This window comes from Rania fehmarnensis, assembly GCF_056494185.1.
Window position 1 is genome coordinate 1125851 of sequence record NZ_CM151398.1, and the last position, 23688, is coordinate 1149538.

General features: G+C 51.9%; 23 protein-coding genes. All 23 read right to left on the bottom strand.

Going from position 1 to position 23688, the window contains the following annotated elements; all coding sequences use genetic code 11:
* Positions 1–16: 16 nt before the first annotated feature.
* The 23 genes from SH573x_RS03435 to SH573x_RS03545 all read right to left on the bottom strand — a co-directional run bounded on the left by SH573x_RS03435 (position 17) and on the right by SH573x_RS03545 (position 23686).
* Entirely contained in the window at positions 17–1105 is a 1089-nt protein-coding gene (locus SH573x_RS03435; protein ID WP_479352931.1) for a CgeB family protein, read from the bottom strand.
* A complete protein-coding gene (locus SH573x_RS03440; protein WP_479352932.1) occupies positions 1102–2253 on the bottom strand; it encodes a glycosyltransferase family 4 protein in 1152 nt (383 codons plus the stop codon). Before SH573x_RS03440 ends, SH573x_RS03435 begins: the two co-directional genes overlap by 4 nt.
* Positions 2250–3470, bottom strand: coding sequence for a glycosyltransferase (locus SH573x_RS03445; RefSeq protein WP_479352933.1), 1221 nt, complete (start codon positions 3468–3470; stop codon positions 2250–2252). Before SH573x_RS03445 ends, SH573x_RS03440 begins: the two co-directional genes overlap by 4 nt.
* A 17-nt stretch (positions 3471–3487) precedes the next feature.
* The gene (locus SH573x_RS03450; RefSeq protein ID WP_479352934.1) at positions 3488–4252 is read right to left on the bottom strand and encodes a class I SAM-dependent methyltransferase; all 765 of its coding nucleotides are present in this window, start codon (positions 4250–4252) and stop codon (positions 3488–3490) included.
* 21 nt (positions 4253–4273) lie between these two features.
* Entirely contained in the window at positions 4274–5425 is a 1152-nt protein-coding gene (locus tag SH573x_RS03455) for a glycosyltransferase (protein WP_479352935.1), read from the bottom strand.
* Between the two features lie 5 nt (positions 5426–5430).
* Positions 5431–6363, bottom strand: coding sequence for a glycosyltransferase (locus tag SH573x_RS03460; RefSeq protein ID WP_479352936.1), 933 nt, complete (start codon positions 6361–6363; stop codon positions 5431–5433).
* 6 nt (positions 6364–6369) lie between these two features.
* Entirely contained in the window at positions 6370–7428 is a 1059-nt protein-coding gene (locus SH573x_RS03465) for a glycosyltransferase family 2 protein (RefSeq protein WP_479352937.1), read from the bottom strand.
* Between the two features lie 43 nt (positions 7429–7471).
* Positions 7472–8269 (bottom strand): FkbM family methyltransferase, encoded by a 798-nt coding sequence (locus tag SH573x_RS03470; protein WP_479352938.1) that lies wholly within the window; start codon positions 8267–8269, stop codon positions 7472–7474.
* Positions 8270–8340: 71 nt separating this feature from the next.
* Positions 8341–9420 carry an acyltransferase family protein gene (locus SH573x_RS03475; protein ID WP_479352939.1) on the bottom strand — a complete coding sequence of 360 codons (1080 nt, stop codon included), beginning with the start codon at positions 9418–9420 and terminating at the stop codon, positions 8341–8343.
* Positions 9421–9516: 96 nt separating this feature from the next.
* Positions 9517–10359 (bottom strand): AAC(3) family N-acetyltransferase, encoded by an 843-nt coding sequence (locus tag SH573x_RS03480; protein ID WP_479352940.1) that lies wholly within the window; start codon positions 10357–10359, stop codon positions 9517–9519.
* Positions 10360–10363: 4 nt separating this feature from the next.
* Positions 10364–11470, bottom strand: coding sequence for a glycosyltransferase family 4 protein (locus SH573x_RS03485; protein WP_479352941.1), 1107 nt, complete (start codon positions 11468–11470; stop codon positions 10364–10366).
* 3 nt (positions 11471–11473) lie between these two features.
* Positions 11474–12322: a class I SAM-dependent methyltransferase gene (locus tag SH573x_RS03490; RefSeq protein WP_479352942.1), complete on the bottom strand. Its 849-nt coding sequence runs from the start codon at positions 12320–12322 to the stop codon at positions 11474–11476.
* A gap of 50 nt (positions 12323–12372) precedes the next feature.
* Complete coding sequence (locus SH573x_RS03495) at positions 12373–13278, bottom strand: hypothetical protein (RefSeq protein WP_479352943.1); 906 nt, start codon at positions 13276–13278, stop codon at positions 12373–12375.
* Positions 13279–14565, bottom strand: a complete 1287-nt coding sequence (locus tag SH573x_RS03500; protein ID WP_479352944.1) for an ABC transporter ATP-binding protein — start codon at positions 14563–14565, stop codon at positions 13279–13281.
* Positions 14566–14592: 27 nt separating this feature from the next.
* Positions 14593–15408, bottom strand: a complete 816-nt coding sequence (locus tag SH573x_RS03505) for an ABC transporter permease (protein ID WP_479352945.1) — start codon at positions 15406–15408, stop codon at positions 14593–14595.
* On the bottom strand, positions 15405–15998 hold the full coding sequence (locus SH573x_RS03510) for a D-sedoheptulose-7-phosphate isomerase (protein ID WP_479352946.1): 594 nt from the start codon (positions 15996–15998) through the stop codon (positions 15405–15407). The genes SH573x_RS03505 and SH573x_RS03510 overlap by 4 nt, the downstream gene beginning before the upstream one ends.
* Positions 15999–16009: 11 nt before the next feature.
* Positions 16010–16990: a GHMP family kinase ATP-binding protein gene (locus tag SH573x_RS03515; protein ID WP_479352947.1), complete on the bottom strand. Its 981-nt coding sequence runs from the start codon at positions 16988–16990 to the stop codon at positions 16010–16012.
* Positions 16987–18321 (bottom strand): HAD-IIIA family hydrolase, encoded by a 1335-nt coding sequence (locus SH573x_RS03520; RefSeq protein ID WP_479352948.1) that lies wholly within the window; start codon positions 18319–18321, stop codon positions 16987–16989. The genes SH573x_RS03515 and SH573x_RS03520 overlap by 4 nt, the downstream gene beginning before the upstream one ends.
* Positions 18322–18378: 57 nt before the next feature.
* Complete coding sequence (locus SH573x_RS03525; RefSeq protein ID WP_479352949.1) at positions 18379–19353, bottom strand: NAD-dependent epimerase/dehydratase family protein; 975 nt, start codon at positions 19351–19353, stop codon at positions 18379–18381.
* A gap of 37 nt (positions 19354–19390) precedes the next feature.
* On the bottom strand, positions 19391–20677 hold the full coding sequence (locus tag SH573x_RS03530) for a nucleotide sugar dehydrogenase (protein ID WP_479352950.1): 1287 nt from the start codon (positions 20675–20677) through the stop codon (positions 19391–19393).
* Positions 20678–20706: 29 nt separating this feature from the next.
* Positions 20707–22248: a hypothetical protein gene (locus SH573x_RS03535; protein WP_479352951.1), complete on the bottom strand. Its 1542-nt coding sequence runs from the start codon at positions 22246–22248 to the stop codon at positions 20707–20709.
* Between the two features lie 137 nt (positions 22249–22385).
* Complete coding sequence (locus SH573x_RS03540; protein ID WP_479352952.1) at positions 22386–23222, bottom strand: glycosyltransferase family 2 protein; 837 nt, start codon at positions 23220–23222, stop codon at positions 22386–22388.
* On the bottom strand, positions 23222–23686 hold the full coding sequence (locus SH573x_RS03545; protein ID WP_479352953.1) for a GtrA family protein: 465 nt from the start codon (positions 23684–23686) through the stop codon (positions 23222–23224). The genes SH573x_RS03540 and SH573x_RS03545 overlap by 1 nt, the downstream gene beginning before the upstream one ends.
* Positions 23687–23688: the final 2 nt, after the last annotated feature.

Sequence of the window (23688 nt, forward strand, 5' to 3'; positions counted from 1 at the left end):
TCAGAGTACAGGGGCATCAGACCAGTTCCTGCAAGACCTTTTCAAGTCGGGCTCGGTAACTGTAACCAGACTCATGGCAGCGGCGAAGACCAGCCTCTGCTATCGCATGACGTTGGGGTTCGTGGTTCTGGTAATAACAAGCTTTTTCGACGAGCTCTTCAGCGCTGGAGAAGTATTCCGCTTCTTTACCTTCTTGAAAGAACTCCTGGTGTTCCGGCGTTCTGTCGGCTAACAGCATACTTCCGCACGCAGGTATCTCGAAAGTGCGAGTGGTATGTTGATCGGGACATACGAATCTCAAGAAACCAATACTAATCTTGGCACCGGTTAGTGCTTGCGCATATTGATCACCATAGATTTCACCACTTTGCCAGCATCGGGCCAAATCGGGATTGCGAGCGATGCGGAACTTGGCTCTGCCAGCATTGATCTTTAATCGATAAGCGCGTCGAATGGTCCACTTTCCGTCGATCAGATGATCCCAGGCATAGCCCCAAATCTTCAACTGGCCGCCGGCGGCCACTAGCCTCGAAAGAAATTCTTCGCGTCGCGGTTCCCAACCGCCGATGAAACCAATTGGAGTTGAGTACTTGCCCCCTATGTCGGTGTCCACTGAATGTAGCGGCCGATGAAATTGCTCGGAGAAACCTAGTGGCATGTAGATGACCTGGCGACAGACTCGCCGGTAGGTCTCCAACTCGTACGTCTTCGCTGTGATGACACAATCGAACAGCGGCATACACTGATCCATCAGCCTGGTACGTTTCCATGACAGAGTAAAGTATGGGTCCGGCGTGAAATGTACGCTGCGCACACCCATTTGTCGCAAGCGTTGGATCGTCTGGGGCCACAAATACTCTTGCTTGTCGCCCCAGAACCAGTCTGGCTGATGTTTCTCTGCCAGATCGAGGATGGTCTGATTGAGCTTGCGAATGACTGAACCCACATGCAACCGCTTCTGAAGGTGCCGCTTTAACCAGGACGTTTGCAACCAGTCAGCGTCAGTATCAAAATCGATAACCTGATGTCCCAGACCAATTAGCTCATCGCGGCGCATGCGACATGTTTGTCCCGCACCTAGCTGGCCGGCGTAGAGAATCTTCATGAATCGATCATTTCTAAATCACGAACAATCGCGCTGGCCACGCGCTGACCCACCATAGCCCAGGTGAAATGCGTTAGTGCATACGCTCTAGTCGCCTTGCGTATCTCGGCATACTCGCTAGGGTCATTGGCCAATTCCTCCAGAGCGAGTGCAAAGTCGACGGCATCTGGCGGTGTATTCAACAAGCGGCCAGTTCGTCCATCTTGAATCATCTCCGGAATACCGAAGGCGCGAGGAGCGACTGTCGGACAACCATGCAAGGCTGCCTCTGCCAGTACCAACGGAGTCATATCGGAAACGGTGGGCAGCACCAAGGCGAAAGCTGTGGAAAGATGGTGCTTCAACTGCTGCAGTTGTTCAGGAACTTCCTTGGACAAGAAACCTACCCATGTCACTCCAGGTAGTTCAAGTACTGCCGAGGGAGGGCAAGCCCCAATCAGAGTCAGGGTAGCATCCGAGAATCGCTGGCGAAAGCGGCGGAAGGCTTCGACGCATACCTCTCCGCCTTTGCGGGCGAAATCGACAGCGATAAAGATCAGGTTGTACCCACCCGCAAATAGATCGCTCTCGGGCGTATCAATACGCGCTCCGACGCCGACATATTCAAAGTTCTTTCCCTCAAGCCCGTAACGTTGACAACACTCATCGATCGCGTACCGACTGCTGAAAAATACTCGGGTTAAGCGTTGGAGCCAATTTCTTTCTTGATACGAGATGCGTTGGCGATCCTCAGACTTAAACTTATCATGGCGATGGTAAGTGTCATAGTAAGTCGAAAAGCAAGCGTCCGTAAATGCAAATGTGGGCCGCAAAATCGAACTTGCAATCCACGGAGTAACACCATGAAAGTAGTCAAAGCTGGCACTATGGAATGACTGCTGAACCACTAGTTTAGCAATTTTGTTCAATCGAGCAGGCGAGAAGAAGTAGAACTGCTGCGGTAGCCTCATTAGTTTTTGCAAGCGAGCCCAAAATTGCTCGACAGCTAGTGGCGGAGGATTAATAGGCCCTACATACTGAAGTTGAAAGTGTTTGGCCAGCTCTGCATGTAAAGCGGCGTTCATACCGTTCCAGCCGCCACTGGCTTGCTGCAGCGACATGTTGGTGATGTAGTTACCCACCAATTGATGCTTCGCCACGATGTTCACAGCTGTCCATGCGCGTAAAGCGCCACTAAACGATTAGAACACACTGGCACCGAGAAAGCAGATTTAGCTACAGCCAAGTTGGCTGCCAAAGCATCATACTGTGGCAAGGCTAGCAGTTCTTGAATCCGGCTGGCCCACTGGCTAGCCGATTGCGTCAGATCCATAAAGGTTACGAGCTCGGGAACGACCACACACTCCCGCGGAACCGCACTCGATGCCAGTACTGGCAAACCGGATGCTTGTGCTTCCACGGCCACCATTCCAAGCCCCTCACCGCGCGAGGGAAACAGCAGCAGACGACTGGCCAGCATCAAGTCTTGAATGTCTTTGCGAACACCCAGGAAGTGAAAGTTGTGTGTGTGCCCACGCTGGGCAATCCGCTGCTGAAGGGTCGGCAGGGCATCGGTCGTAGCTCCTACCATCAAGAGGTGTATTGTGCGGTCAACGTCAATAGCGTCCAGCAGGATGTCAATCGCCAGAGCCGAGTTCTTGTGATTGAGCGGGTGACTGTATTGCGCAGAGTGGTCCATACGGCCAGCGAATAATACCAGCTTTGACACTTCCGGAATGCTTAGCTCATGACAGATACTTTTATGCGCGTGAATTGGATCGCCTTTGAATCGATCGGTATTAAACGCGCAGTGCAGAGCGGCTTTGGGAATGTGACGGTACTTAGGGGCTGTGAATCCATATTCCTCGACAACTTGAAAGGAGGTTGCGGCGATATGGGTTGTGAATCGACGCATGAAGAATTTGCCGAGATGGGCGGTGATGCGTCGAGTAAAACTGACTTCGTAGTTGTTAGCGATTTGATAGCTAGGATTGTGAATGTGCGTAACTCTGACTCGTGGCAGATGTGGCCAGCCTAAAGCAAAATGCCAGCCGCTGGCACGATCTTGATGATCGTGAATGGCATCATATTGGCTGCTTCGAAGGAGTTGACGTAGTTGTTTGCCAAAAGACCAAAGTCGTCCGCGTCCATATGGGATCACGAAAATTTTGGCACCGAGCCTACGGGCTTCGTCATCAAAAATTCCTGGTTCATCGCTGGTCACGAGGAAGTCACACACGACTTCATGCGTGGTGTGCCAGCGGCGTAACATTTCGATCAGCCAGGTTTCTGCGCCACCCATTCCTAGACTATGGAAGACTTGCAGCACCTTAACCGGACGTGATTTCTCGTGATGGGGCATCTTATCGAGTTCGCGATGAACCATGCGACCGATCTGAATCGTTATTTGGCCAACCGACTGGAGATTGAACTGCCAATTGCTTTGGGGATGGCCTTGAGCAAAGCCATCAGTCCGAATCTGGTCAGGTCTTCGCCTTCGACAACCTTTTCTGTCCACATGCGTGGATGGATGCGTCGTCCGCACAAGATACGATTCGCCTCAGGCAACTGCTGAAGAGCTGGGTAGCCTGGTAGCGACTCTGATTTGACGTATACAAGAGTATTCTGCAAGTAACATGGTTGTACGTCATCGGACAACCAAACATGTCCAGCCAGTGCGTCGAAGGCCACATAACCGCAGGCTGCGAAGCGTTCGATCCAGTATTCTTGCCATTGCTCATTGAGGTGTCCCGTTCCGCCTTGTCCGGGAATAGCTGCGGAGAACACGATCAGATCACTGAGTTGGGTCAACGACTGAACAAAAGTACTAGCATTCTCCGGTGCCAGATGTTCAGCGACTTCAAACGAAGTACACAGGTCGAACCGTTCTGGCAAAGTAAATGATTGATTTAGGTCTTGCGGACAGAAGCGATCAATTGGGATCTTGAGAATCGATTGATTGACCCAGTGACCGTCCACGCCTTGAATCCTCTTGGCTCCGAGAGTTGACCATTCTGCTAGCCAGGCGCCGTCACCACATCCAACATCCACGATCGACGTGGGTTGAAACAAGAGATGCATCAAATTCACCATCACTTCTGCGGAGCTTTGCACGCGACGGGCGCGACCTTGGAAGAAGTGCTGGTCGTAAAGAGATTTTTGTGTCATGAATCGGTGGCTTGAGTCAAACTATTGGCGGTAGAGATGGATCAGATTCTGCGCACTATTTGCAAGACTGAATGGCGAGCCAGCCACTTGCTCGAGGCACCCTGGACGATTTGGCTTTGGTCTGTCCAGCATTTGCAGAGCCCGCACAGCCCAAGCCTCGGGCCCTCGCGCCAGTGGTAGAATCTCGACAAGTTGAGGGATCACTATGGCGTCGTCGGTGATACCCGGTGAAGTTAACATCGGCAATCCGCAGGCTTGGGATTCAACGACCGCCAAGCCGAGTGCTTCGCGCGGTGTTTCCAATCTGGGAAAAACAAATAGATCTGAATTGCTCATCAGTCGCGCCGCGTCATCGCGCCAACCCAAGAGTTTGATGCGATCGGCTAATCCGGCTGCGGCAACTCGCGAGTGAACTTCATCGGTCAATCCACCATCACCTGCGAATAATCCGACAACATCTGGATCTAGTTTCAACATGTGCTGCATGACTTCGAAGGCATAAAGCGGGTTCTTTAGCGGGACCATTCTTCCCAGAAACAGAACGATCTTGGCATTCTCGCGAAATCCGAATTCGCGTCGAAAGTCGATCGGCGCGTAGACTGAGTCTTGCATGGTCTGCAGACTAATGCCGCAGTAAAGAACGCGATCGCGATCGGTCACACGTGGCCGCAGTCGAAGGAAATGATCCAGGGCAAAGTTGGAGACGCCGACGATATGGTCGGCCAGCCTTAAGCAGATGCGCCGAAAGGGTTCCAGCAGTAGTCGTCGCTTCCAAGGCGACATGGGTAACCAGTCATCCGTGTTGTGGACATGCACGATGCGTTGGCGAATTCTAAGTCCCGAGATTGCGAGCAAGTACAGAGCGCTCAGAAAATCATGTTGGCAGTGGACCACATCAAACTGCCCGCGTTTGACAAAGCTCCTCAAGTCGAGCATGAACCGGTGCATGCCGCTGATTGTGCACGGAGCGGCTTGCACCTTGCCGCCCGCTCGAACGACTCGATCATCATATTTGCCCGCAGTAGGCAGAATGGTGTAGAAATGCCAATCGACGTTGGGATCGATTTCCCGCGCACAGTCGACGACATTCATCAGCCAGGTTTCGGTTGCTCCCGTTCCAAATGACTCAATGATATTGAGGACCTTGATCGGCGGTGAATCATCGCCAGGCATTTGGATCAATGAGTACCAGAGTGATTAGAGGACTGGGCACGCAGAAACTGCAACGCGCGCTCGCGGCCCCGAGCCACAGCCGCTGCAATCGTTCTATCGGGATGATTTTGAAATAGTCCGCGAACCAGTCTCGCGAGCTTACTCTTGAGACTTGGAGGCTGGGGTCGCAGTCCCCACTTTTGATCCAAGATCACCGACGAATATTCAATGCCCTCCAACAGTCTCGCTAGATAGTCAAGTGTCAGTCGACCACTGGGTATCTTGTGGGTCAATCTCAAACGCGAAAACAGACCAGTTCCTTGACCAAGTTCACAGGCTGTCGCGGCCAGGTCGTTATCGCCGCCAGAGACTAACGAATCTCCCATGCGGTCCAGTATGACAGTTTCGTGCTCGTGTTTATCCCAGTAACGCTGGGCAACTGCCCTGCGCACGCACAAACCAGCTCCGCTGGGCATGGTTACTGGATTGCGAGGCAAGTTGGACCAAACGTCTTGCGGCACTTCACGCAAGGCTAGTGCACCCCAATAGGCTCGAGTCCATTCTGGCGGTTGCGCGTCGAACTCTGGTTCGCACTGGCCACTCCACGCTCCCAGAAACGGGAACTCGTTGGCAATCGCTTGCGCGTGCATCAAGTAATCGGGCTGCAAAAAATTATCGTCATCCACAAAGACCAGTAGTTCGCCCCGGCTCTCACGAATGCCTCGCAGGCGAGCTGGTGTCAGCCCCAAACGGTCCTCGCGTATGGTTCTGACGCAATGATCGGAGGGAAGACTCAAAACGTCCTCAAGCTTTTGCTGCGACGCGTTGTCGATGATCAGTAGCTCCCAGCAACTGGCCGCTAGCGACTGTGCCCAAAGCGAATCCATCGCTCGGCGCAGATTCTCTAGTCGAGGGTTGTGAGTGCAGATGATGACGGAGAGTTCCAAACGGCTACTCATGTGCGGCTATCCAAGGTTTATCTTGGACGGTATGGGTTTGAACAGCAGTCGAGGCTGCTCTCGCAGTCGCACACTACCTTTCCAATGGTTGAATAGTTTGCTGAAGGGCCACATTTCGATCAGCCCCAGGCGCAGAACAATTAACCAGGCATGACCGCCCCAAAGCAGAGCAGGGGAGTTGGCCGCCGAACCTCGTAGCGAGTTCCAAACACGATGCGCATCACGATAACGACGTTGCCTCGACCAGAATTCGGCGAGTAGAAACTTCAGTGAGGCGATACCGCGCAGGCGACTCCAATTTGCATTGCCCGACTCATGCAGCAATTTGCAGAAGTTCTCTACGATGCGTTCGCCGGCAAGAATATGGTGTTCGCTACGTCGTTGCTGCAAGCTGGTTTTCGCAGGGTCATTCTGCCAACGTACATCGTAATCGGTGATTGGCAAATTCAGATACCGACAGCCTGAAAGGATGGCTCGAATGTGCAACTCAACATCCTGCCAACTCGGAATCGTTTCGTCAAAGCCGCCGAGTTTCTCGAAAGCGGCTTTCCGCCAAATTGGTCCGGTGATCAGCCACGGTAAATCAAAATACAAAAAACGATCGAGATCACCGGTCAATGCATGAAAAGAAGCTGGTCGATTCAAATCGCCTGGAGCTTCGACAAACGCTTCCGCATGGAATACAGCAAAGTCCAGGTCTGGATTGCGACTGATCCAATCGAATCGAGTCTGCAGGCAATCAGGCTTGAGTAGATCATCTGAGTCGAGAAACATCAGGTAATTGAAAGTAGCCAGGCGAGCACCTTGATTGCGACAGATGTTGGCTCCCGGTACTTCACCTTCGCGTACGATAAACGTAATCCTTTTGTCGTTTTCGATGAGTGTCTGGACATACTCGGCGGTTCCGTCGCTGGATCCATCATCAACCACGAGAGCTTCCCAATCGCCCCACGACTGCGTCAGCACAGACTTCAATGTCTGACTAAGCAGTTCGCGACGATTTTTGGTAGGGATAACAATGGAAATCCCCTGACGTGCATTGGCCGTCTGGCCGGTAAAGCTCATGTGGATGTGACTACTGGATATGACGGATGACTACTGAAAGCAATTACTGTGGCTCGAGTAAAACTGTCGAATACTCAGGTTCTGGTTTAGGAGACGATCCGTCCAGCAAAACCATGCGACGTCCTGATTGGGTGATCACGTCGGTCAATTCTTGATAAGTATTGCCAAAGTCATTCCACGTGTACGGATGAAGTTCAACCACGAATCTGGCACTCGACTTGAGCAGTTCTTTCGCGCCCATCAGGATTCGGATCTCCGCGCCTTCAGCGTCAATTTTGACCCAATTGGGCGTGGGGATCTTTTGCTCTGCAAGGTATTCATCCAGGGTTATGGTCGGCGTCTTTATGGCCTCTGGGTCGGCTCCGCGGTTGCCGATACCGGATAGAACAAACGACGAGTTCGAATTACCACCGCGAGAATACAGAATGGCTTCGCCACGCGAGTCGCTACACGCATAAGACTCAACTACTGGCGGCTTGAGTTGTGGATTCAGTTTCAAGTTGGCCAGTAGTTGTTCGCGTGCATGCGGATCTGGTTCAAAACTGATCACATGTCCATTGGGACCAGTGCATGCAGCCATCAAGATCGAGTATTCGCCGGCATGGGCGCCTACGTCGATCACGCAGTCTCCGGGCTTAATTTCATTTGCAAACAACTCGACTTGCCGCGCATCATTGCGAACGTTGATGTTCGGAGAGTCTTTGTACTTCAGTCGCACCGGTCGCGAGCCTGGTGTGTAACGCAAAACGAAGCCATTCACTTCGTATGGTTCACCCCGCGAACCGTAGTAAAACGACTTAAGCGTTTGAACGAACTGATGTCTGTATTTTGCAGGGATCATAACGAGCTGAAAACCAATGTTTGTTAGTATCAATCGATGCCTAATGATGTGCCGGCCAAGTCCACGGCTTCTTAGCTCGCAGCCATCGCTAATCTTTGTTGTCGCCATCTATCGACCGGCTCATCCACAAAGCGTGCCACTAACAATGCCAGCAGCAGGCAGACAATCAGTGGGAATATACCGTCAGAGTTCAGTAAAAGTGCAACGAACAGCAGTTGAACTGCGCCATGCACGAGGTAGAGCGGATAGGACAGGTTGCCAATATGTCGATCCCATGCCGATCGACGGGTGAATTCAAATACGAAAGGCAAAGAGATGAACATCGCCAGATAGGTTACGTAGTCCTGTGAGCGGTAGACCGGGATATACTTTCGCACCAGCAGCGATGTCAGGAACAGGATCGTAACGATCGCGCAGTTGCGCGGCGTCAACCAAGCTCGAACTCGATCCAGACCAGATACACGCTGAGCGACCATGCCAGCTACAAAAAATCCTAACAAGGCTGGAAAAAAGTAATAGCTCGACCAAGGATAGTAGTGTTCAATCGTAATTCGCAGAGCAACCGATATGGCCACGATCATCACCAGCCAATACCAGCGGAACTTGGCCAGTAGCGGCACCAGCAAGTAAAACCACAACTCTGAACCGATTGACCAGATGGGAAACACGATCAAGTAGCGACCCAGTCTCACAAACGGTTCCAGGCTAGCGCCATTGGAGACCATGTCGTACTTCCAGCCGTGATCGATGTGATAGACGAACTGAGGAACGACGTCTGCACCAAACAGGAACAAATTGGGGATAACAAGCGCAATTTTCGTCAAGGAATCGACATGTTCCCACTCCGTCCGCCAGGCAAATGGAGTTTGACCAGCCGTATAAAAATCCACGAACAGGAAAGCAGCCAGTGTCAGTCCGAGAGCGACAACATAAGTTGGGTACAGGCGAAAAAAGCGATTGGTATAAAACAGGTAGTTCGCCTTGGCTCCTCGATAGCGAGTCGATCGAATGAGCGACATATAAAAGCCCGAGATCATAAAAAAACACAAAACTGCCACATGCCCAGGTACCGAAAAGTAGCCGTACAATGTGTGACTCGTTGAATGTCCAATCACCACGGACATCGCCAGCAGTAATCTTAGAATGCCCATTGACTACCGAATGAAAAAACTAAGAGTAGTGTCAAGTTGTTCTGAGCAATCTCTGTTGAAAATCCAGAAAAGTGTCTGTGATGGTGTCGGTGTACTTCAATTGCTCTTCTTGCGAAACTGCAATCCAAAGTCTTTTAAAAGATGATAGGGATTGTCATTAAGCCGACACAAGAGATAGTTATGAACTGCGGCTGAATCGGGGATATATAATAACTGCCCTTCTCGAAGTCTCAAAACTGACAGCAGTTTCTCGTTCGCCAGTTCCTGTTCCATTTCTTCAAAACGCCGGGCATGCTGGGTATTCTGTCGCCACATTTTCATGAGGACGGTATTACCATTTGCATCGCAGTAACGCAGTGGCACTTGTTCTAAATGGTAAAGGTAGGGGCAGTTGGCGAAATGCAAGCTTGTATAAAAAAGTGTATAAGAGTTCATCGTGCAGCCAAACATCAAAACTGAAGCTCGATGCTTGATGAGTCGTTCGTATGGTGTGCCTGGTCCACACGGAGTATCACATTTCTCATGTGCAGCGCAGATTTCACTTGCATCCATACCACTTGCGGCAACTGAATGAGTTGGATGAGTACTTCGCACAACAGTTGGCTGCCTCCAATACCAATCGGAGACCGCGCCGATAACGGAGGAAGTTTTTGACGGGTCAAAGATTGGGGCCAGTGATTCGGGGTGTGCGGGATAACAGTAGGTATGCGTGGGGAGAACTAGAGTCGAAGTTAGAGATCGAAGAACACCGATCAAATCTGCGGGGCCACCTGCTAAATAACCACAGCTCGAAAGTGAGGAATGGACAAATAGTACATCGGGCTTTCGCGGGATTAATCGTGAGAGGGATGCATTGAGTTCTGCATGACAAATCGGATGCAAACGCCTCCACTGATGCCTTGCAATTTGTTTTGCTTTTCTAAGAACGCGTCGAAGCATGTTATTACGAATTGAAAATCCACTTGCGGAGTCGTGCACATTCAGCCTCGGAGGTGTACATGTCCTGGGCTCTTTTACGTCCGGCGTTTCCATATGATAGACTGCGCGCTTGAACGGCAAGAAAAGCCTCAGACATGCCATCAATGTCGCCTTCGTCAACCAGCAGACCGGTCTCACCCTCTAATACTGCTTCGGCGATGCCGGTATGTCGCGTACTGACCACTGCAAGACCGTAGGCCATTGCCTCTTGAATCGCGGCGGGCAGTCCTTCTTCGTTACCTACCTCAGGGTCTACTGCACTGTGCTGGACAAAGACTCCACATTCGCTCAGTAGTCGTAGCTTAGTTTCCTCGGAGACCATGCCGTGCAATCGAACATGATCACCAAGTTTGCGAGCCTGAACAAATTGTTTCACCGTCGATGACAATGGTCCCCAACCAACATAATCCAGTGTCAATTCAGGATCATGTTGCAAGGCCATGCGAAAGGCTTCCAGCAACAGGATCGGCGCTTTCTGAGGGCACATGCGACCAACGGCCAAGAATCTCTTTTTCGCTTCTGGAGATTTGTTAGCGACCTGCTCAGGTACATTAATACCACCAGGATTGACATGGATCAATTCAGCGGGCAAGCCAATGGAGATCAGTCGCTGACGATGAAACTCGGATCTTGTCAGTACAGCCTTGGCAGTATGATAGATCTGATATTGCTCACGAGTCGTATCTTTTCGCAGACTGGCACTGACGTCGATTCCGTGTCCTTGCACAATGTAGGGAATACCAAGGTCGTTGATTAGCGGTACGAATTCGACAAACTGATCAAGGAATTCGCCCATGACTGCGGTCACACGATGCTTCTGCAAGAACGCACGTACGGTCTTGAGCAGCATCCGTTCTCGCGAGCTTCCTAGTTTAGCCAAGGCTCGGAACGAGATTTTCTGCGCAACCTGGTCCAAGTAGATAACAGGGCAGGGGGCCGGAAAGTGGCCAGCTAGCGGATGATGGCTTAGCCGCGATATGGCGACCGTCGCCCCAGGCAATACGCCACGGAGGTGTACATCCACAAAGGGAGCCCCTAATTGACCGTCAATTATACAAAGAGTTTCATGCATGATTTATTTCGATGAACCGACTTTCGACCACTTGCCTGCTAGTTCCAAGCGTTCTCGTTGACTGACAATGAATTTTGAGGGACCGCTAGGGCCGCGCAGCAGATCATAGCCCAGACTCTCTAGCGGCTGCTCGGTGCCGCGTACCAGTTTCTTGATCTTGTGCTTCATGCCCGGCCAGCCGTCGGTGGGTTGATATCGATCTTCAACGTCGGCAAGTTGGTTGAAGCGTCCAACGACGGCATGGGCGTAGTCGCCAAAGCTCCAGATGCCGACCTCGCGATAATAGAGTAACTGCATTTCCAGATCGTTGGCCAGCACGAGAATATCTGTAGCCGTTACATCTTCATCTATCGGCTGCATGGCATCGGGAAAATCTTTCCATCCTCGCGCTTGTGTGGCCGGAGTGGGAATGGTTATCAACACTCGACACTGATCCTCTGCATGAGCCTTGATGGCAGCATGCAAAAGGCCGCGTTCTTCCGCCGCGATGTGCTCATAGACATCCATGAGGACGATGAAGTCGAATTTACCATGTAGCGACTCTGGAGTTACCAGGCTCGCCTGGTACTGTAAGTTGGGAAGTTGAAAACAGCATTGGGCTACACGAATCGATTCTTCGCTAATGTCAGCTCCCAATATTTGCGCGTCAGGCCATGCGCGAGCCATACGCCAACTGGTCGCTCCGATGCCACAACCAATTTCTAGCACGCGTTTGGGATTCAGTGGCGCCCATTCTTCGAGCGTCTTGACTGCGGCTTCGATGCGTGGATTGGCGTGGGTAAAGTCTCGCAACTTCCCATCGATTCTCGCATCATAGAAGGAACGCACGTCATCTGCGGTTGGTCGATTCATATGGATCTCAGTGACTGCCAGATACTCTCAATAAAAAACTCTTGCGAGTGTCAATTGCCACGGTGGGTCAAAGGTTTGAAGAACTTCTCGTCAAATCCAAACACGGGTTGTACAGGTTTCGGCGGAGTAAAAATACGTCGAAGTAAAAATCGAAAGTTTTGTGGCAACACCAACTTGGCCAGGCGAATTGGCAAAGGACGTGGTGCCGCAGGAGCACTTTGTGGTACGGGCTTGGGAGTAGAGTTCGTCCAGATCGCGGTGTAGTCACTTTGTTGAGGCGTAGTGGCAAAGATGGGGCGCTCTGATGTTTTTTTGGCAATGATTAGCAAGTACACAGGACGATCGTTGCACAGCGTAACTCTACCGCCAACGGCAGTTGGACTTGTAACCTCGTACCACTTGGGCTTTGCGGTGACTTCGAACGCAATCACATGCTGCATTTGGAAGCCATTGACCTCGCTCAACACTGTGAAATACAGTTCCGGGCTGAATTGATAAAAACCGTGGCCAAAAAAGTTATTAGCAGGCGTGATAGCCAGATAATGGCCATTGGTTCGCACCATCTCCATGCAGTTCTTGATCGCCACAGGAAAATTGAATACATGCTCCAGTGAACCGCCATCCAAGACGACTGAATACTGTGACTTCAGTTCATCCGGCAACGGCGCGTTCATGTCGTGCGTAACCGTCGGTCGCTCGTAGTCAGAGAAATCCAACGAGTGTGCGTTTCCAGCACCCAAATACTCCAGCAAAGGTTCACAATATCCGTCGCGGCCATCGACGAGCTTCTGAATAACGGGTTCACTCTCGTTTCGACCATAAGCGGACAAGACTGCAGCCATCTCTGCTGGCGAAATGTATACCCTCTGACGACCGATGGTAATGGTATCGGTGAAGTCTACGCCTTGCGATTTGGCGTAGAACAGGAACTCGGCTCCGTTTGCATCAAGACCCATCTAGGCTACCCCCTCAGGCTGGACATTTTCGGCGAGTTGATGTTCCCAAGATGTGTCGTCCACATAGAGAGCTGTATTGGGAGCCCAGTAGAAATCACGTACTTGATCCAACACGGCCACTTCGAACGGACAGATTTCTGTCGGTGCCGCGAATTGACGCTTAGGATCCGTGGCTCCAAAGTAGAAACTCAAATAATAATGACCTGGGTAAAGCCGCAACTTGGGGAATGTGCAAGTAAGTCGATGTAGCCCTGGTTCACGCAGCATGGGCAATTCGCTGTCTAAATTCAAAACATGCGCCACGGGTTGATGCATCGTCGTGAAAATCTGAAACGATACAGCTGAATTGGGTATAGGCTCGGGAGTATAGATGTCTATGTCGATGGACATCGGCGCTCCATGCCGCTGCAATGAACCAGGATCACTAGTGTTCAAACGAACCGACGTGAACTGTGGTTTGTCGCCAGTTGCTTTACTCTCATACACCGGCGCCCGAGCTGATTGGCTTGATAGATACTTTTGGATGACATCCTGCGAGGGCCCGATAGCAGTAACTCGTCCGCCTTCCAGCAGCAGCGATCGGTCGGTCAGACCAGCCACGGTTTGCATGTTGTGACTAACGAAAAGAACCGTCCGACCCGAGGCAGCTACGCTCTGCATGCGTCCCAAGCACTTCTTCTGAAAGACCACATCGCCGACGGCGAGCACTTCATCGATAATCAGGATTTCTGGTTCCAAGTGGGCTGCCACGGCGAAGGCTAGTCGTACGTACATACCCGAAGAATAGCGTTTCACTGGTGTGTCGAGAAAGGCTTCGACTTCGGCGAAATCGACGATCTCGTCAAACTTGGATTTGATCTCACTGCGCGACATGCCGAGGATTGCGCCGTTGAGAAAAATGTTCTCACGGCCGGTCAGCTCTGCGTGAAAACCTGTACCCACTTCCAGGAGCGAGGCTACGCGACCGCGTAATTCAACACGACCTTCCGTCGGATCGGTTATCCTGCTGAGCAACTTGAGGAGCGTTGACTTGCCCGCACCGTTGCGCCCGATGACGCCAAAGACTTCGCCTTCTTTGACTTCAAACGACACGTCCTTCAGCGCCCAAAATGTTTCGACTTCATCGCCTGCCAAAATAGGACGACCGCGCAGCATGTCCAGGCTCTTGCGTGCCAAGCCACGCAACTGTCCGGTGATTGTCTCGCGGAGACTCTGCGGCCCTCGTTGGGACTGGTGCCCCAGCAAGTAGCTCTTGGAAAGACCGTCAACGCTAATTATCGAAGTCATAGGTTTCGTCGGGATGAGCGTCAGATACTAGATCAGGTCCGCAAACTGTCGTTCCATCGACTTGAATTGACGGATCCCAAGAATCAGAAATACGGCCGTGACCATCAAGCTGATGGCCATCGACTGTAGGTGAATCGAGCTCTCACCCAGTACACACCAGCGAAACAAATCAATCACGCCGACCACAGGATTCAGCGAGTACATCAAGCGCCACTGCTCGGGTATGACCGAACTCGAAAAACCTACGGGCGATACGTACAGGCCGAATTGCACCAAAAATGGAATCGCGTAACGAAAATCCCGATACTTCACCGTGACTGCGGTTAACCACAAACTGGGTCCTAACGCTGCCAGGAACGCCCACAGGACTGCCGCTGGAACCAGTAGTATCTGCCAACTAGGTACGAACTGGTACCAGATCATCATCAATGCCATCACAATCGCGCTGACGATGAAGTCAACAAACGCGACCGCTATGGTGGCGACCGGAATGATCAATCGCGGGAAATAAACTTTGCTGACCAGGTTCGCATTGGATACCAGGCTATTGGAGGACTCGGCAACGGCTGAGCTAAAAAACAACCAAGGCAACATGCCCGCGAAGACCATCAGCGAATAGGGCGCGGAACCGTCGGTTGGCAGTTTGGCAATTCGACCAAAGATGATCGTCAGCACGATCATGCTCAGCACAGGTCGAATAACGGCCCAGGCAATTCCCACGACCGTTTGTTTGTAGCGAACGGATATGTCTCGCCAGGCAAGGATCTGAAATAGTTCTCGATACCGCCACAGATCCAGCCAATATTGTTTTGACGAACGTCCGGCTTCAATGACAACCGTCATACCACCGTCCCTTCGCTGGCTGCGGGTGCTGGGTAGTGGGCGGAACTGCACAACATTCGGAGGGCGATATGCACAAAGGATAGATGCAAGTCTTCCACGATTTGCATGTCATGAACCGGCACATGTACAGCGATATCAACCATGGGCTTTAAGGCCCCGCCATCATATCCACACAGTCCAATGGTATGCGCGCCCTGGGCTTTCGCTTCTTGGATGCCGCGAAGAATATTGGGCGAGTTGCCGCTACCAGAGATCGCTATTACCAAGTCGCCCTCGCGAACAACAGATTTAACTTGCTGTGCGAAGACTTCGGCATAGGCGATGTCGTTGGCGATCGCTGTAAGCAGGCCGATATTGTCGTTGAGACATGCTCCAAAAAATGTCCGACCTCCAGAAATGAACAATGTTTTGTTGAGGTCGGTAATCAGGTGTGAAGCAGTAACCGCGCTGCCGCCGTTGCCAAAGGAGTACGTATGCTTGCCTGCATGCCAGACCCGTCCAATCAAGGCTACAGCTCGATCGATCTGGGCGCTGTCCCAGGCATCGATGGTTGATGCCAAGTGATTCAGATATTCTCTGGAAGTTCTCATAGGTTCAGCCGTTAGTGAACGAAGATGATGCGGCTGCCGTAAGGCACCAGTTGAAAAGGAGTTTCACGCATGGGAGCCAGGGCGGACCGCACGGCGGGTTGGTTGGCTGGCGGTACAAAGAACATCAGAAAGCCTCCACCGCCGGCCCCCAGCAGCTTGCCACCACTGGCACCGGCTCGCATGGCCGTGGTGTAAGCGGATTCGATGACCTCGTTGGTGATGCCTTCAGTGAGCGTCTTCTTCAGCTGCCAGCTTTCATCCAGCATACTTCCCAGCACTTCGATGCGACCGGCAGACAGTTCACTGCAGGCGGTTTCTGCCAGTTTTACCAGGCGCAGGGTAGCCTGGGCTGCGTTACCGGACCCTTTGACCTGCTCCGATTGACGAGCCAGTAACTGCGAGGCGCTGCGCGTGATACCTGTGTAAAAGAACATCAAATGCGATTGAATCTCCGCCAGCATCGACGGCGAGATGATTACCTTCTTGACGACTACGGTATCATCCGGGTTGAAGCGGATGAAATTGAAACCGCCGTAGGCCGCCGCGTATTGGTCTTGTTTGCCGATCGGCTCGCCGCATTTTTCGATTTCAATCTGGCACGCTTCGCTCGCTAAGCGTTCAGCGCTGGCATAGCGGCTGACAAAGGCGTGCAAGGCATGCAACAGGCCTACTGTGAACGAACTAGAGGAGCCTAGACCAGTGCCTTTGGCAGGGATATCCGCCACCGAAGTGATCTCGACTCCGCCTTCAATACCTAGCAATCGCATACTTTCGCGTACCAGTGGATGCTGGACTTCGCCAGCGTGCGGGACTTCTTCTGTCCGCGAGTAGCTCACGCGAACTGCATTATCAAACTTCTTGCTGACAGTCACGTACACCGATTGATCGATGGCCGTCGAGAGCACGGCTCCTCCATGCTCGCGATAGAACGCTGGCAGGTCGGAACCACCGCCCAGGAAACTCACGCGTAATGGCGTCTGCGAAATGATCACTTGGAAGACATGCTTTCCGATTGAGCCGGTTCACTGCAAATCAACTCAGCCGCCTGCAGCAGTGAGTCTGCCGTCAGGTCAGCCGCGACTTGGTATTTTCCATCCTGGCCCGCGTCACCAGTACGAACCAAGACGGAGCGCAAGCCTGCGCGTTGAGCGAATTCGACATCCACGGTGCGGTCGCCAATCATCCAACTGCGAGTAGGATCGACATCCAGTTCCTCACACGCCCGCTGAAACATGCCTAACCTTGGCTTGCGACACTGGCAGTCGATCTTTAAGTCAACTCGTTCGCCTTGAAACCCTTTATCTGGATGATGGGGACAGAAGTATATGCGATCCACAAACGCTCGCTGTAGTCCGAGTTGCCACTCGAGTTCTTGATGGACCAACTGCAATTCGGCTTCCGTCGCTTGGCCTTTCGCAATCATGGGTTGATTGGTAACGATCACTAATTGATAACCGGCTGAGCGTAGTTTCTTAAGCGCCTCGGGCACTCCTGGCAACAGCCGGACTTTATGCGGTGAATTAATATGGCCATCATCTTCATTGAGCGTGCCATCTCGATCTAAAAAGACCACTGCTCGACCATGCATATCATCGCCGGAGCGCACCACGCCGTTAGCCAGATCCTTGGCCCCTTTGATCAGGCGATCGGGTGTGCCCACGTCTTTGATATATTCGTTGGTGAGGTACGCTGCGACATGCGCGCCGGCGGCCAATAGGCCAGGCACAATCGACTTGGTGAAGTCTGCTTTGCCGCCGGCGACAAAGTTCTGCATCAACGCTTGGCGCTGGATCATGTACATGGCTGCATTGACCATGTTAGGCAGTGAACTGGACGTTTGATGCGGATACAAGTGAATTTGTTGTACACGCCAACTAGCATCGCACTGAATAATATCAGAGTCATAAGGGTGATCGTTGGGATGCACAACCGTCGTAAAGTCAGCCTGTTGCTTGAGATGAAAGGCTTCCATCCGGTCCACGTTCAGATCCAGCAGCAGGTCACCGTAGATAACTGTAAAGCGTTCTTCCAGGTGTGGTAGAGCCAGCATGACTGCGCCAGCGTTGCCCAGTGGCTGCTCTTCGATATGCACGGTGATTTGCGGTAAAGTCCAGTTCAGTTGCTGAACAAAACTGACAATCTGTTCGCCTAAGTGACCGGCGAAGATTTCAATCAGTTCAAAGCGTTGTCGGCGAGCCCATTCCAGCTGATGAAGCAGAATAGGCTTGTCGGCCAGCGGAACCAGGGACTTTGGAAGATTACCAAATTGCTCTCCCAAGCGAGTGCCTTTGCCACCGGCTACGATAATTAGTTGTCGCTTCACAGTACGTTTATGATCCGCTAATCCAGCTGCACGTAGCCTAAACCGAGCTTCTTATCTTCACGACGCGGCCAAGATTTCGTCGGCGATTTCGGCGACAGCCTTGACGATCGCTTGATCCGAATTCAGCTTTGGAGTCCAACCCAAAGCGGCCAGGCGGTCGGTTGAGAACTGAAACTTAGGTACATCGCCAGCCCAGCCGCGATCTCCGCCAGTGAACGCGATTGGGAGCGGCGAGTCGCCGCATACTTTGTGGATGACGGTTTCAGCAATGAATCGCACGGTAGTCGATTGACTTCCTGGACCGATATTGAATAGGTTGCGTCGCTCACTTGCATGTTGCACTATGAAAATGATGGCATCCACAAGTTCCGACACATGCAGATACGGCTTGGCTTGCGTTCCATCGCCTAGCACCCTCAGGCTCTCTGGTTTGGTGCGCAAGCGGTGAATCAAATCATAAATCACACCATGGGTGGCATGCTGACCCACGACGTTGGGAAAACGGAAGATCCAACTGCGATCGAGCGAAACTTCTGACGCTGCGCTGATAAAGGCTTCGGCAGCCAACTTGGCAGCGCCATAGTTTGAGGTCGGGAGCAGCGGACCAGTTGTTTCAGTCAGGAGATCAGGGTGTTCACCATATACGGCTGAAGTTGACGCAAAGGCCAGCTGTTTGGCACCGACATGATTCATCGCATCAAGTACGCACTTGCTGGTTAAAAACGTGCGGCCAAAGTCAACTTCACGATTAGCGACTCCCGCAGGAATGTCACTGTTGGCAGCCAAATGCCAGACTACGTCAGGTATACCTGCCCAAGCGACTGCTTCGGCAAAAGTTGCATTGGTCGTCGCGCCGTCGCGCAGGTCTACTTCCCATAGTTGGAATGTAGAGTCGCCGCTGAGGTGCGCCAAGTAATCGCGGCGACCCAGCGAGAAGTCGTCCAAGGCAGAGACGTTATTGCCAGCTGCCACTAGACAGTTTGTCAAGTGACTGCCAATGAAGCCGGCTGCGCCTGTAATCAAGTGATGCATAGTGTGCTTTAAGATCGTGATGTCGTCAGGTCAAACTTTAGGCTTGGACGATTTTGCTGTTGGGCATAAAGGCACGGGTCGCGTTGCGTGTATCAATGATCAGTTGTGACCAATCGACCAATTCACCGTAATTGACGTTCGCGTGGGCTGTGGCGATTAGCACTGCGTCGAACGAAGCGATTGTCGCTCGATCCCAGGCAACACTCTTGGTGCCAGCCCAGTGTGGATGTTCGCGAGTGTGTTTGATAGCGGGGACATACGGATCATGGTATGCCGCCTCGGCACCGGCTGCCTTGAGAAGATCCAGCAAGGTATAGGCGGGCGATTCCCGATCGTCGTCGACGTTGGCTTTATAGGCTAAGCCGACGATTAAGATCTTGCTACCGTTGAGTGGCTTGCGGTGACAATTGAGCGCCTCGGCCAGGCGTCGAATCACATGCTGGGGCATGGAAGTGTTGATTTCGCCCGCTAGTTCGATAAAGCGCGTGGGTTGTCCGTACTCACGAGCCTTCCAGGTCAAGTAGAAAGGGTCGATTGGAATACAGTGACCACCCAAGCCAGGGCCAGGATAGAACGGCATGTAGCCAAAGGGTTTAGTCTTGGCTGCTTCGATGACTTCCCAGATATCGATCCCCATTGCTCCGTAGACGACCTTTAGCTCATTAACCAGGGCGATGTTCACGCTGCGGAAAATGTTCTCGAGTAGTTTGGTGGCTTCCGCCGCGCGACAACTGCTGACAGGAACTACCTTCTCGACGGCTCGCAAGTACAGGGCGACGGCTTTTTCGAGACACACAGGAGTCAGACCTCCGACAACTTTGGGGATCTTGGCCACTTTGCTATCGGGATTGCCCGGATCCTCGCGTTCTGGCGAGAAGGCTAAATGAAAATCGCTGCCGGCTTTGAGCTTAGAACCTGCTTCGAGAACTTCACGCAGGTCTTCATCGGTTGTGCCTGGATACGTGGTCGATTCCAGAACAACCAAAACACCGGGCTTTAAATAGGGGGCAATGGCCTGGCCGGTTTTCAGGATATAAGAAATGTCAGGTTCGCGATTCTTGTTCAGTGGCGTCGGCACGCAGATCACAACCGCCGCCGATTGACCAACTAGTGCGAAATCAGTACTCGCTGCCAATCGACCAGCAGTGATTTGTTCAGCTACTGAAGCGGCAGAAATATGGTGTATGTAAGACTGACCAGCGGTAAGGGCATCGACCTTCGATGGATCGATATCCAGTCCCAACACTCGGCAACCATTGCGCGCAAACTGCAAACACAAAGGTAAGCCAACATAACCCAAGCCAACGATCGCAATGTCATACATGGAGGAGATCCGCGAAGATGAGAGTAACGCTAGAGGGCGGCTGGTTGCAAACTTGCGACCTGGCGACTTAATTTGCGTTCAAGCCAAACGATGAGAGTCAAGGCGAGGCATAAAACTAGTGGCAGCCAAGGCCACTCTTTATAGCCCCAAGGCTCTTGCGAAATACTAAGCAAAGCGGGGTGATCCAGATTGTCATCGAGCACTTCACCGCTTACTTGGTAACCGCCCAGTGCCAGTACTTTGGAGAACTGAATCGATTGCCACAGGACCCAAGGCAGGCCGCCCAAGACGAGGGTAGCCCATAGACTAGGCATCAATAACGTCGGCCGTTCCGCTAGCCATGCCATGGCCAAGATCAATAGCGCCAGGGCTAGTGCCGTAGAGCCACAATGTACGTTGCCACTGGAAATGTAATACGGATTGAGTACGCAGTTGACCAATATCGCTATGGCCGCACCGACCAAGAGTATGGGGGGCACATGATCTCGAAGGTAATTGCCATACTCTTGAAATCGCTTCCACGAAAACAGAAAGGGCAGCATGACGAATGCGAAAGTGTTGGAGAGTATTCCTAGCCAAATTATCCAAAACCAGTAAACGTAATGCTCGACAGATTTGAGATTATTTAGCGACAGGTCTTTAAGCCAAATGTACGGAGGAACGAGAAATTGATATCCCAAAAATTTACATTCAAGCGTCATTAACATCACGAACCAAGTTGGTTCAGGGCTACGCATGGCTTTGCTGGGGTTGTACTTGGCAATTTCGTCTAGTCCATAGAGTGAGATTTTGCGCAATTCCGGGAGACCCACCACAATTAGTCCCATGGCACCTGCGAGTGCGATACCTCGCATAAGTTGCTGTGGCTGTTTCCATCCGACCCACAGCCATCCCATGCCAATGGCGAATATGTAAGCCACGCTCGAATGGTGACATTCCATGGCCAAGCCCAACAACAAGCTACTCAAAGCCATGCGATTGGCCAAATGTTGATCACGCGCATCTCGCATCAAGAGGAACGCACCTACTATCAGCGTGGCTTGTATGAACTTAGGCACAAACGCCGTAAGGTTAACCAAAAAGAAGGGCGAAGCGCAAAACAGAACGAGGAACGCGATGAGTGGTAATCTCTTAGACGAGAACGACTGCACATAGCTTCGTACGCACAAAAGCGATGCGGCGCTGGCTGCACACAAGCTTAACTGGAAGGCATGTAACGGTTCCATAAAAGCCAAGTACGGCACTGCCAAAGAAGCAAACATGGGTGGACGCGCAAGTAACCACTCACGCAGTGGTTCGCGTTGCCAGACTACTTCAAGCTGCAGGAACGTAGCCAGCCAGTCGGATGACCACGGCCCGGCCGCCGGCCAAACCACAAGCGAACTGGCTAACAAACACACGGTAAAGAAGATCACATAGCTCAAAAGCAATTGAGAGCGAAATTCGTTGAGGGCTATTGGCAGGTTGCGCCTGAATGCAACTAATGTGAGGCCGAAGATCAGTGCGCACAGGGTTAAGGCCAAGTTGACCTGCCCACCAAACAAGTAAACGAGCTGGATCAACCACGCCAATGAGCACATGCCAAGCAAAAGACTTAGCGACGCCCTATGTGGAACGTGCGATGGCAAAGATACTCGCCATGCCAAGCCGGGTACAACTGCCAGTACGCCCACGAGGAGAGCCTGGCCTAGCGCCATAGCCAGACCGCTCACGCCTGCGCTCCAGTCTCATTGCTCGATATGGCATCGGGCAGTTGTACAATCTCATGTTTTACGTAATCGCCACGACTAAAGTACTTTTCCAGCCAAATGTAAGCGACGATAAAAAAGTAGCGACTGCCCATTTCTTTAATCTTGAGCTTGGCCACACCGGTGCGGCGATTGCGCCAAGTTATCGGCATGGTTGTCCAACTGTATCCTCGTACGATTGCCTTTAGCGGCAATTCAACAGTCAAATTAAAATGTGGTGAAAGAAATGGTCTGCAGCCCTCAAGAGTTGTCTTGCGGTATGCCTTAAATGCATTGGTTGTGTCATTGAGTTTGACTCGGAAGATCGTCTTGATGAAGCGATTGGCTAGCCGATTCAGTCGCAGCTTCAACCAGGGATAGTCAATCACTCCACCACCCTTGATGAAACGGCTACCGAACACGCAGTCAAAACCCTGATTCAATAGCTGCCAGTAACGCACTACATCGCGACAATCATCGGATTCGTCAGCCATCATAATGACGACCGCATCTCCCTGACAATGATCAATGCCCCACACGATCGCTCGACCGAATCCATGTTCACCATGATTTTGAAGCGGACTCAGCTCTGGCAATCGCGTTTTGAGATCACAGAGGATCTCCCAGGTTCGATCCTGGCTACCATCATCAACCACAACTATCTCGTGAGGCACGTTTTGCAAACGCAGTTCCAAATGTAGATGCTCTACTGTGGATGCTATGCAGCCTTCTTCATCTCTAGCTGGAATGATTATCGACAACAGATGCAGGGGATCTGCACCAGTGCGAGGTATGTCGGATGCAGTGAGAGGCGTCATCAAACTGCCTCAGACCCTAAATCTTGGGATTCCGTTTCTGGATGCGCATTGAACACGAATCGATTGGAGAGTACGTAATTGATCATGCAACTAAATGCGGCACCCAGAATCGTGTTGATGCGATAGTCCACGCCGAATCCATCGAGCACTGGGAACAACAGACACCAGCGAATGAGTACCGAGGTGCCGGCTGAAAAGTGATAACGGGTTAATTGTTCGAACCAGCTGCGCTGGAAATTGTCAGCGACATCACGCCATACGAAAATACGGTAAACCAAGAAACTATAGAGCAGCGACAATTCGACCGAAACCACATTGGCCGCATTGCGTAGGAGTGTCGTGTCCCAGTGGAGATATTTGACCAATAACTCCATTAGCAGCAGGTTCACTACAGCGGCGGAGCCGCCAAAGAACAAGAAGCGAACCAACCGCTCGGAAAACAATCGGATGAAAAGTTGATGCATTA

Excerpts from the sequence above, each read along its gene's own strand:
- SH573x_RS03510 (WP_479352946.1), bottom strand. The coding sequence starts at position 15,998 with ATGAGAACTTCCAGAGAATATCTGAATCACTTGGCATCAACCATCGAT.
- SH573x_RS03500 (WP_479352944.1), bottom strand. The coding sequence starts at position 14,565 with ATGACTTCGATAATTAGCGTTGACGGTCTTTCCAAGAGCTACTTGCTG.
- SH573x_RS03490 (WP_479352942.1), bottom strand. The coding sequence starts at position 12,322 with ATGAATCGACCAACCGCAGATGACGTGCGTTCCTTCTATGATGCGAGA.
- SH573x_RS03540 (WP_479352952.1), bottom strand. The coding sequence starts at position 23,222 with ATGACGCCTCTCACTGCATCCGACATACCTCGCACTGGTGCAGATCCC.
- SH573x_RS03465 (WP_479352937.1), bottom strand. The coding sequence starts at position 7,428 with ATGAGCTTTACCGGCCAGACGGCCAATGCACGTCAGGGGATTTCCATT.
- SH573x_RS03530 (WP_479352950.1), bottom strand. The coding sequence starts at position 20,677 with ATGTATGACATTGCGATCGTTGGCTTGGGTTATGTTGGCTTACCTTTG.
- SH573x_RS03435 (WP_479352931.1), bottom strand. The coding sequence starts at position 1,105 with ATGAAGATTCTCTACGCCGGCCAGCTAGGTGCGGGACAAACATGTCGC.
- SH573x_RS03445 (WP_479352933.1), bottom strand. The coding sequence starts at position 3,470 with ATGGTTCATCGCGAACTCGATAAGATGCCCCATCACGAGAAATCACGT.
- SH573x_RS03475 (WP_479352939.1), bottom strand. The coding sequence starts at position 9,420 with ATGGGCATTCTAAGATTACTGCTGGCGATGTCCGTGGTGATTGGACAT.
- SH573x_RS03480 (WP_479352940.1), bottom strand. The coding sequence starts at position 10,359 with ATGCTTCGACGCGTTCTTAGAAAAGCAAAACAAATTGCAAGGCATCAG.
- SH573x_RS03455 (WP_479352935.1), bottom strand. The coding sequence starts at position 5,425 with ATGCCTGGCGATGATTCACCGCCGATCAAGGTCCTCAATATCATTGAG.
- SH573x_RS03450 (WP_479352934.1), bottom strand. The coding sequence starts at position 4,252 with ATGACACAAAAATCTCTTTACGACCAGCACTTCTTCCAAGGTCGCGCC.
- SH573x_RS03470 (WP_479352938.1), bottom strand. The coding sequence starts at position 8,269 with ATGATCCCTGCAAAATACAGACATCAGTTCGTTCAAACGCTTAAGTCG.
- SH573x_RS03525 (WP_479352949.1), bottom strand. The coding sequence starts at position 19,353 with ATGCATCACTTGATTACAGGCGCAGCCGGCTTCATTGGCAGTCACTTG.
- SH573x_RS03545 (WP_479352953.1), bottom strand. The coding sequence starts at position 23,686 with ATGCATCAACTTTTCATCCGATTGTTTTCCGAGCGGTTGGTTCGCTTC.
- SH573x_RS03460 (WP_479352936.1), bottom strand. The coding sequence starts at position 6,363 with ATGAGTAGCCGTTTGGAACTCTCCGTCATCATCTGCACTCACAACCCT.
- SH573x_RS03505 (WP_479352945.1), bottom strand. The coding sequence starts at position 15,408 with ATGACGGTTGTCATTGAAGCCGGACGTTCGTCAAAACAATATTGGCTG.
- SH573x_RS03495 (WP_479352943.1), bottom strand. The coding sequence starts at position 13,278 with ATGGGTCTTGATGCAAACGGAGCCGAGTTCCTGTTCTACGCCAAATCG.
- SH573x_RS03485 (WP_479352941.1), bottom strand. The coding sequence starts at position 11,470 with ATGCATGAAACTCTTTGTATAATTGACGGTCAATTAGGGGCTCCCTTT.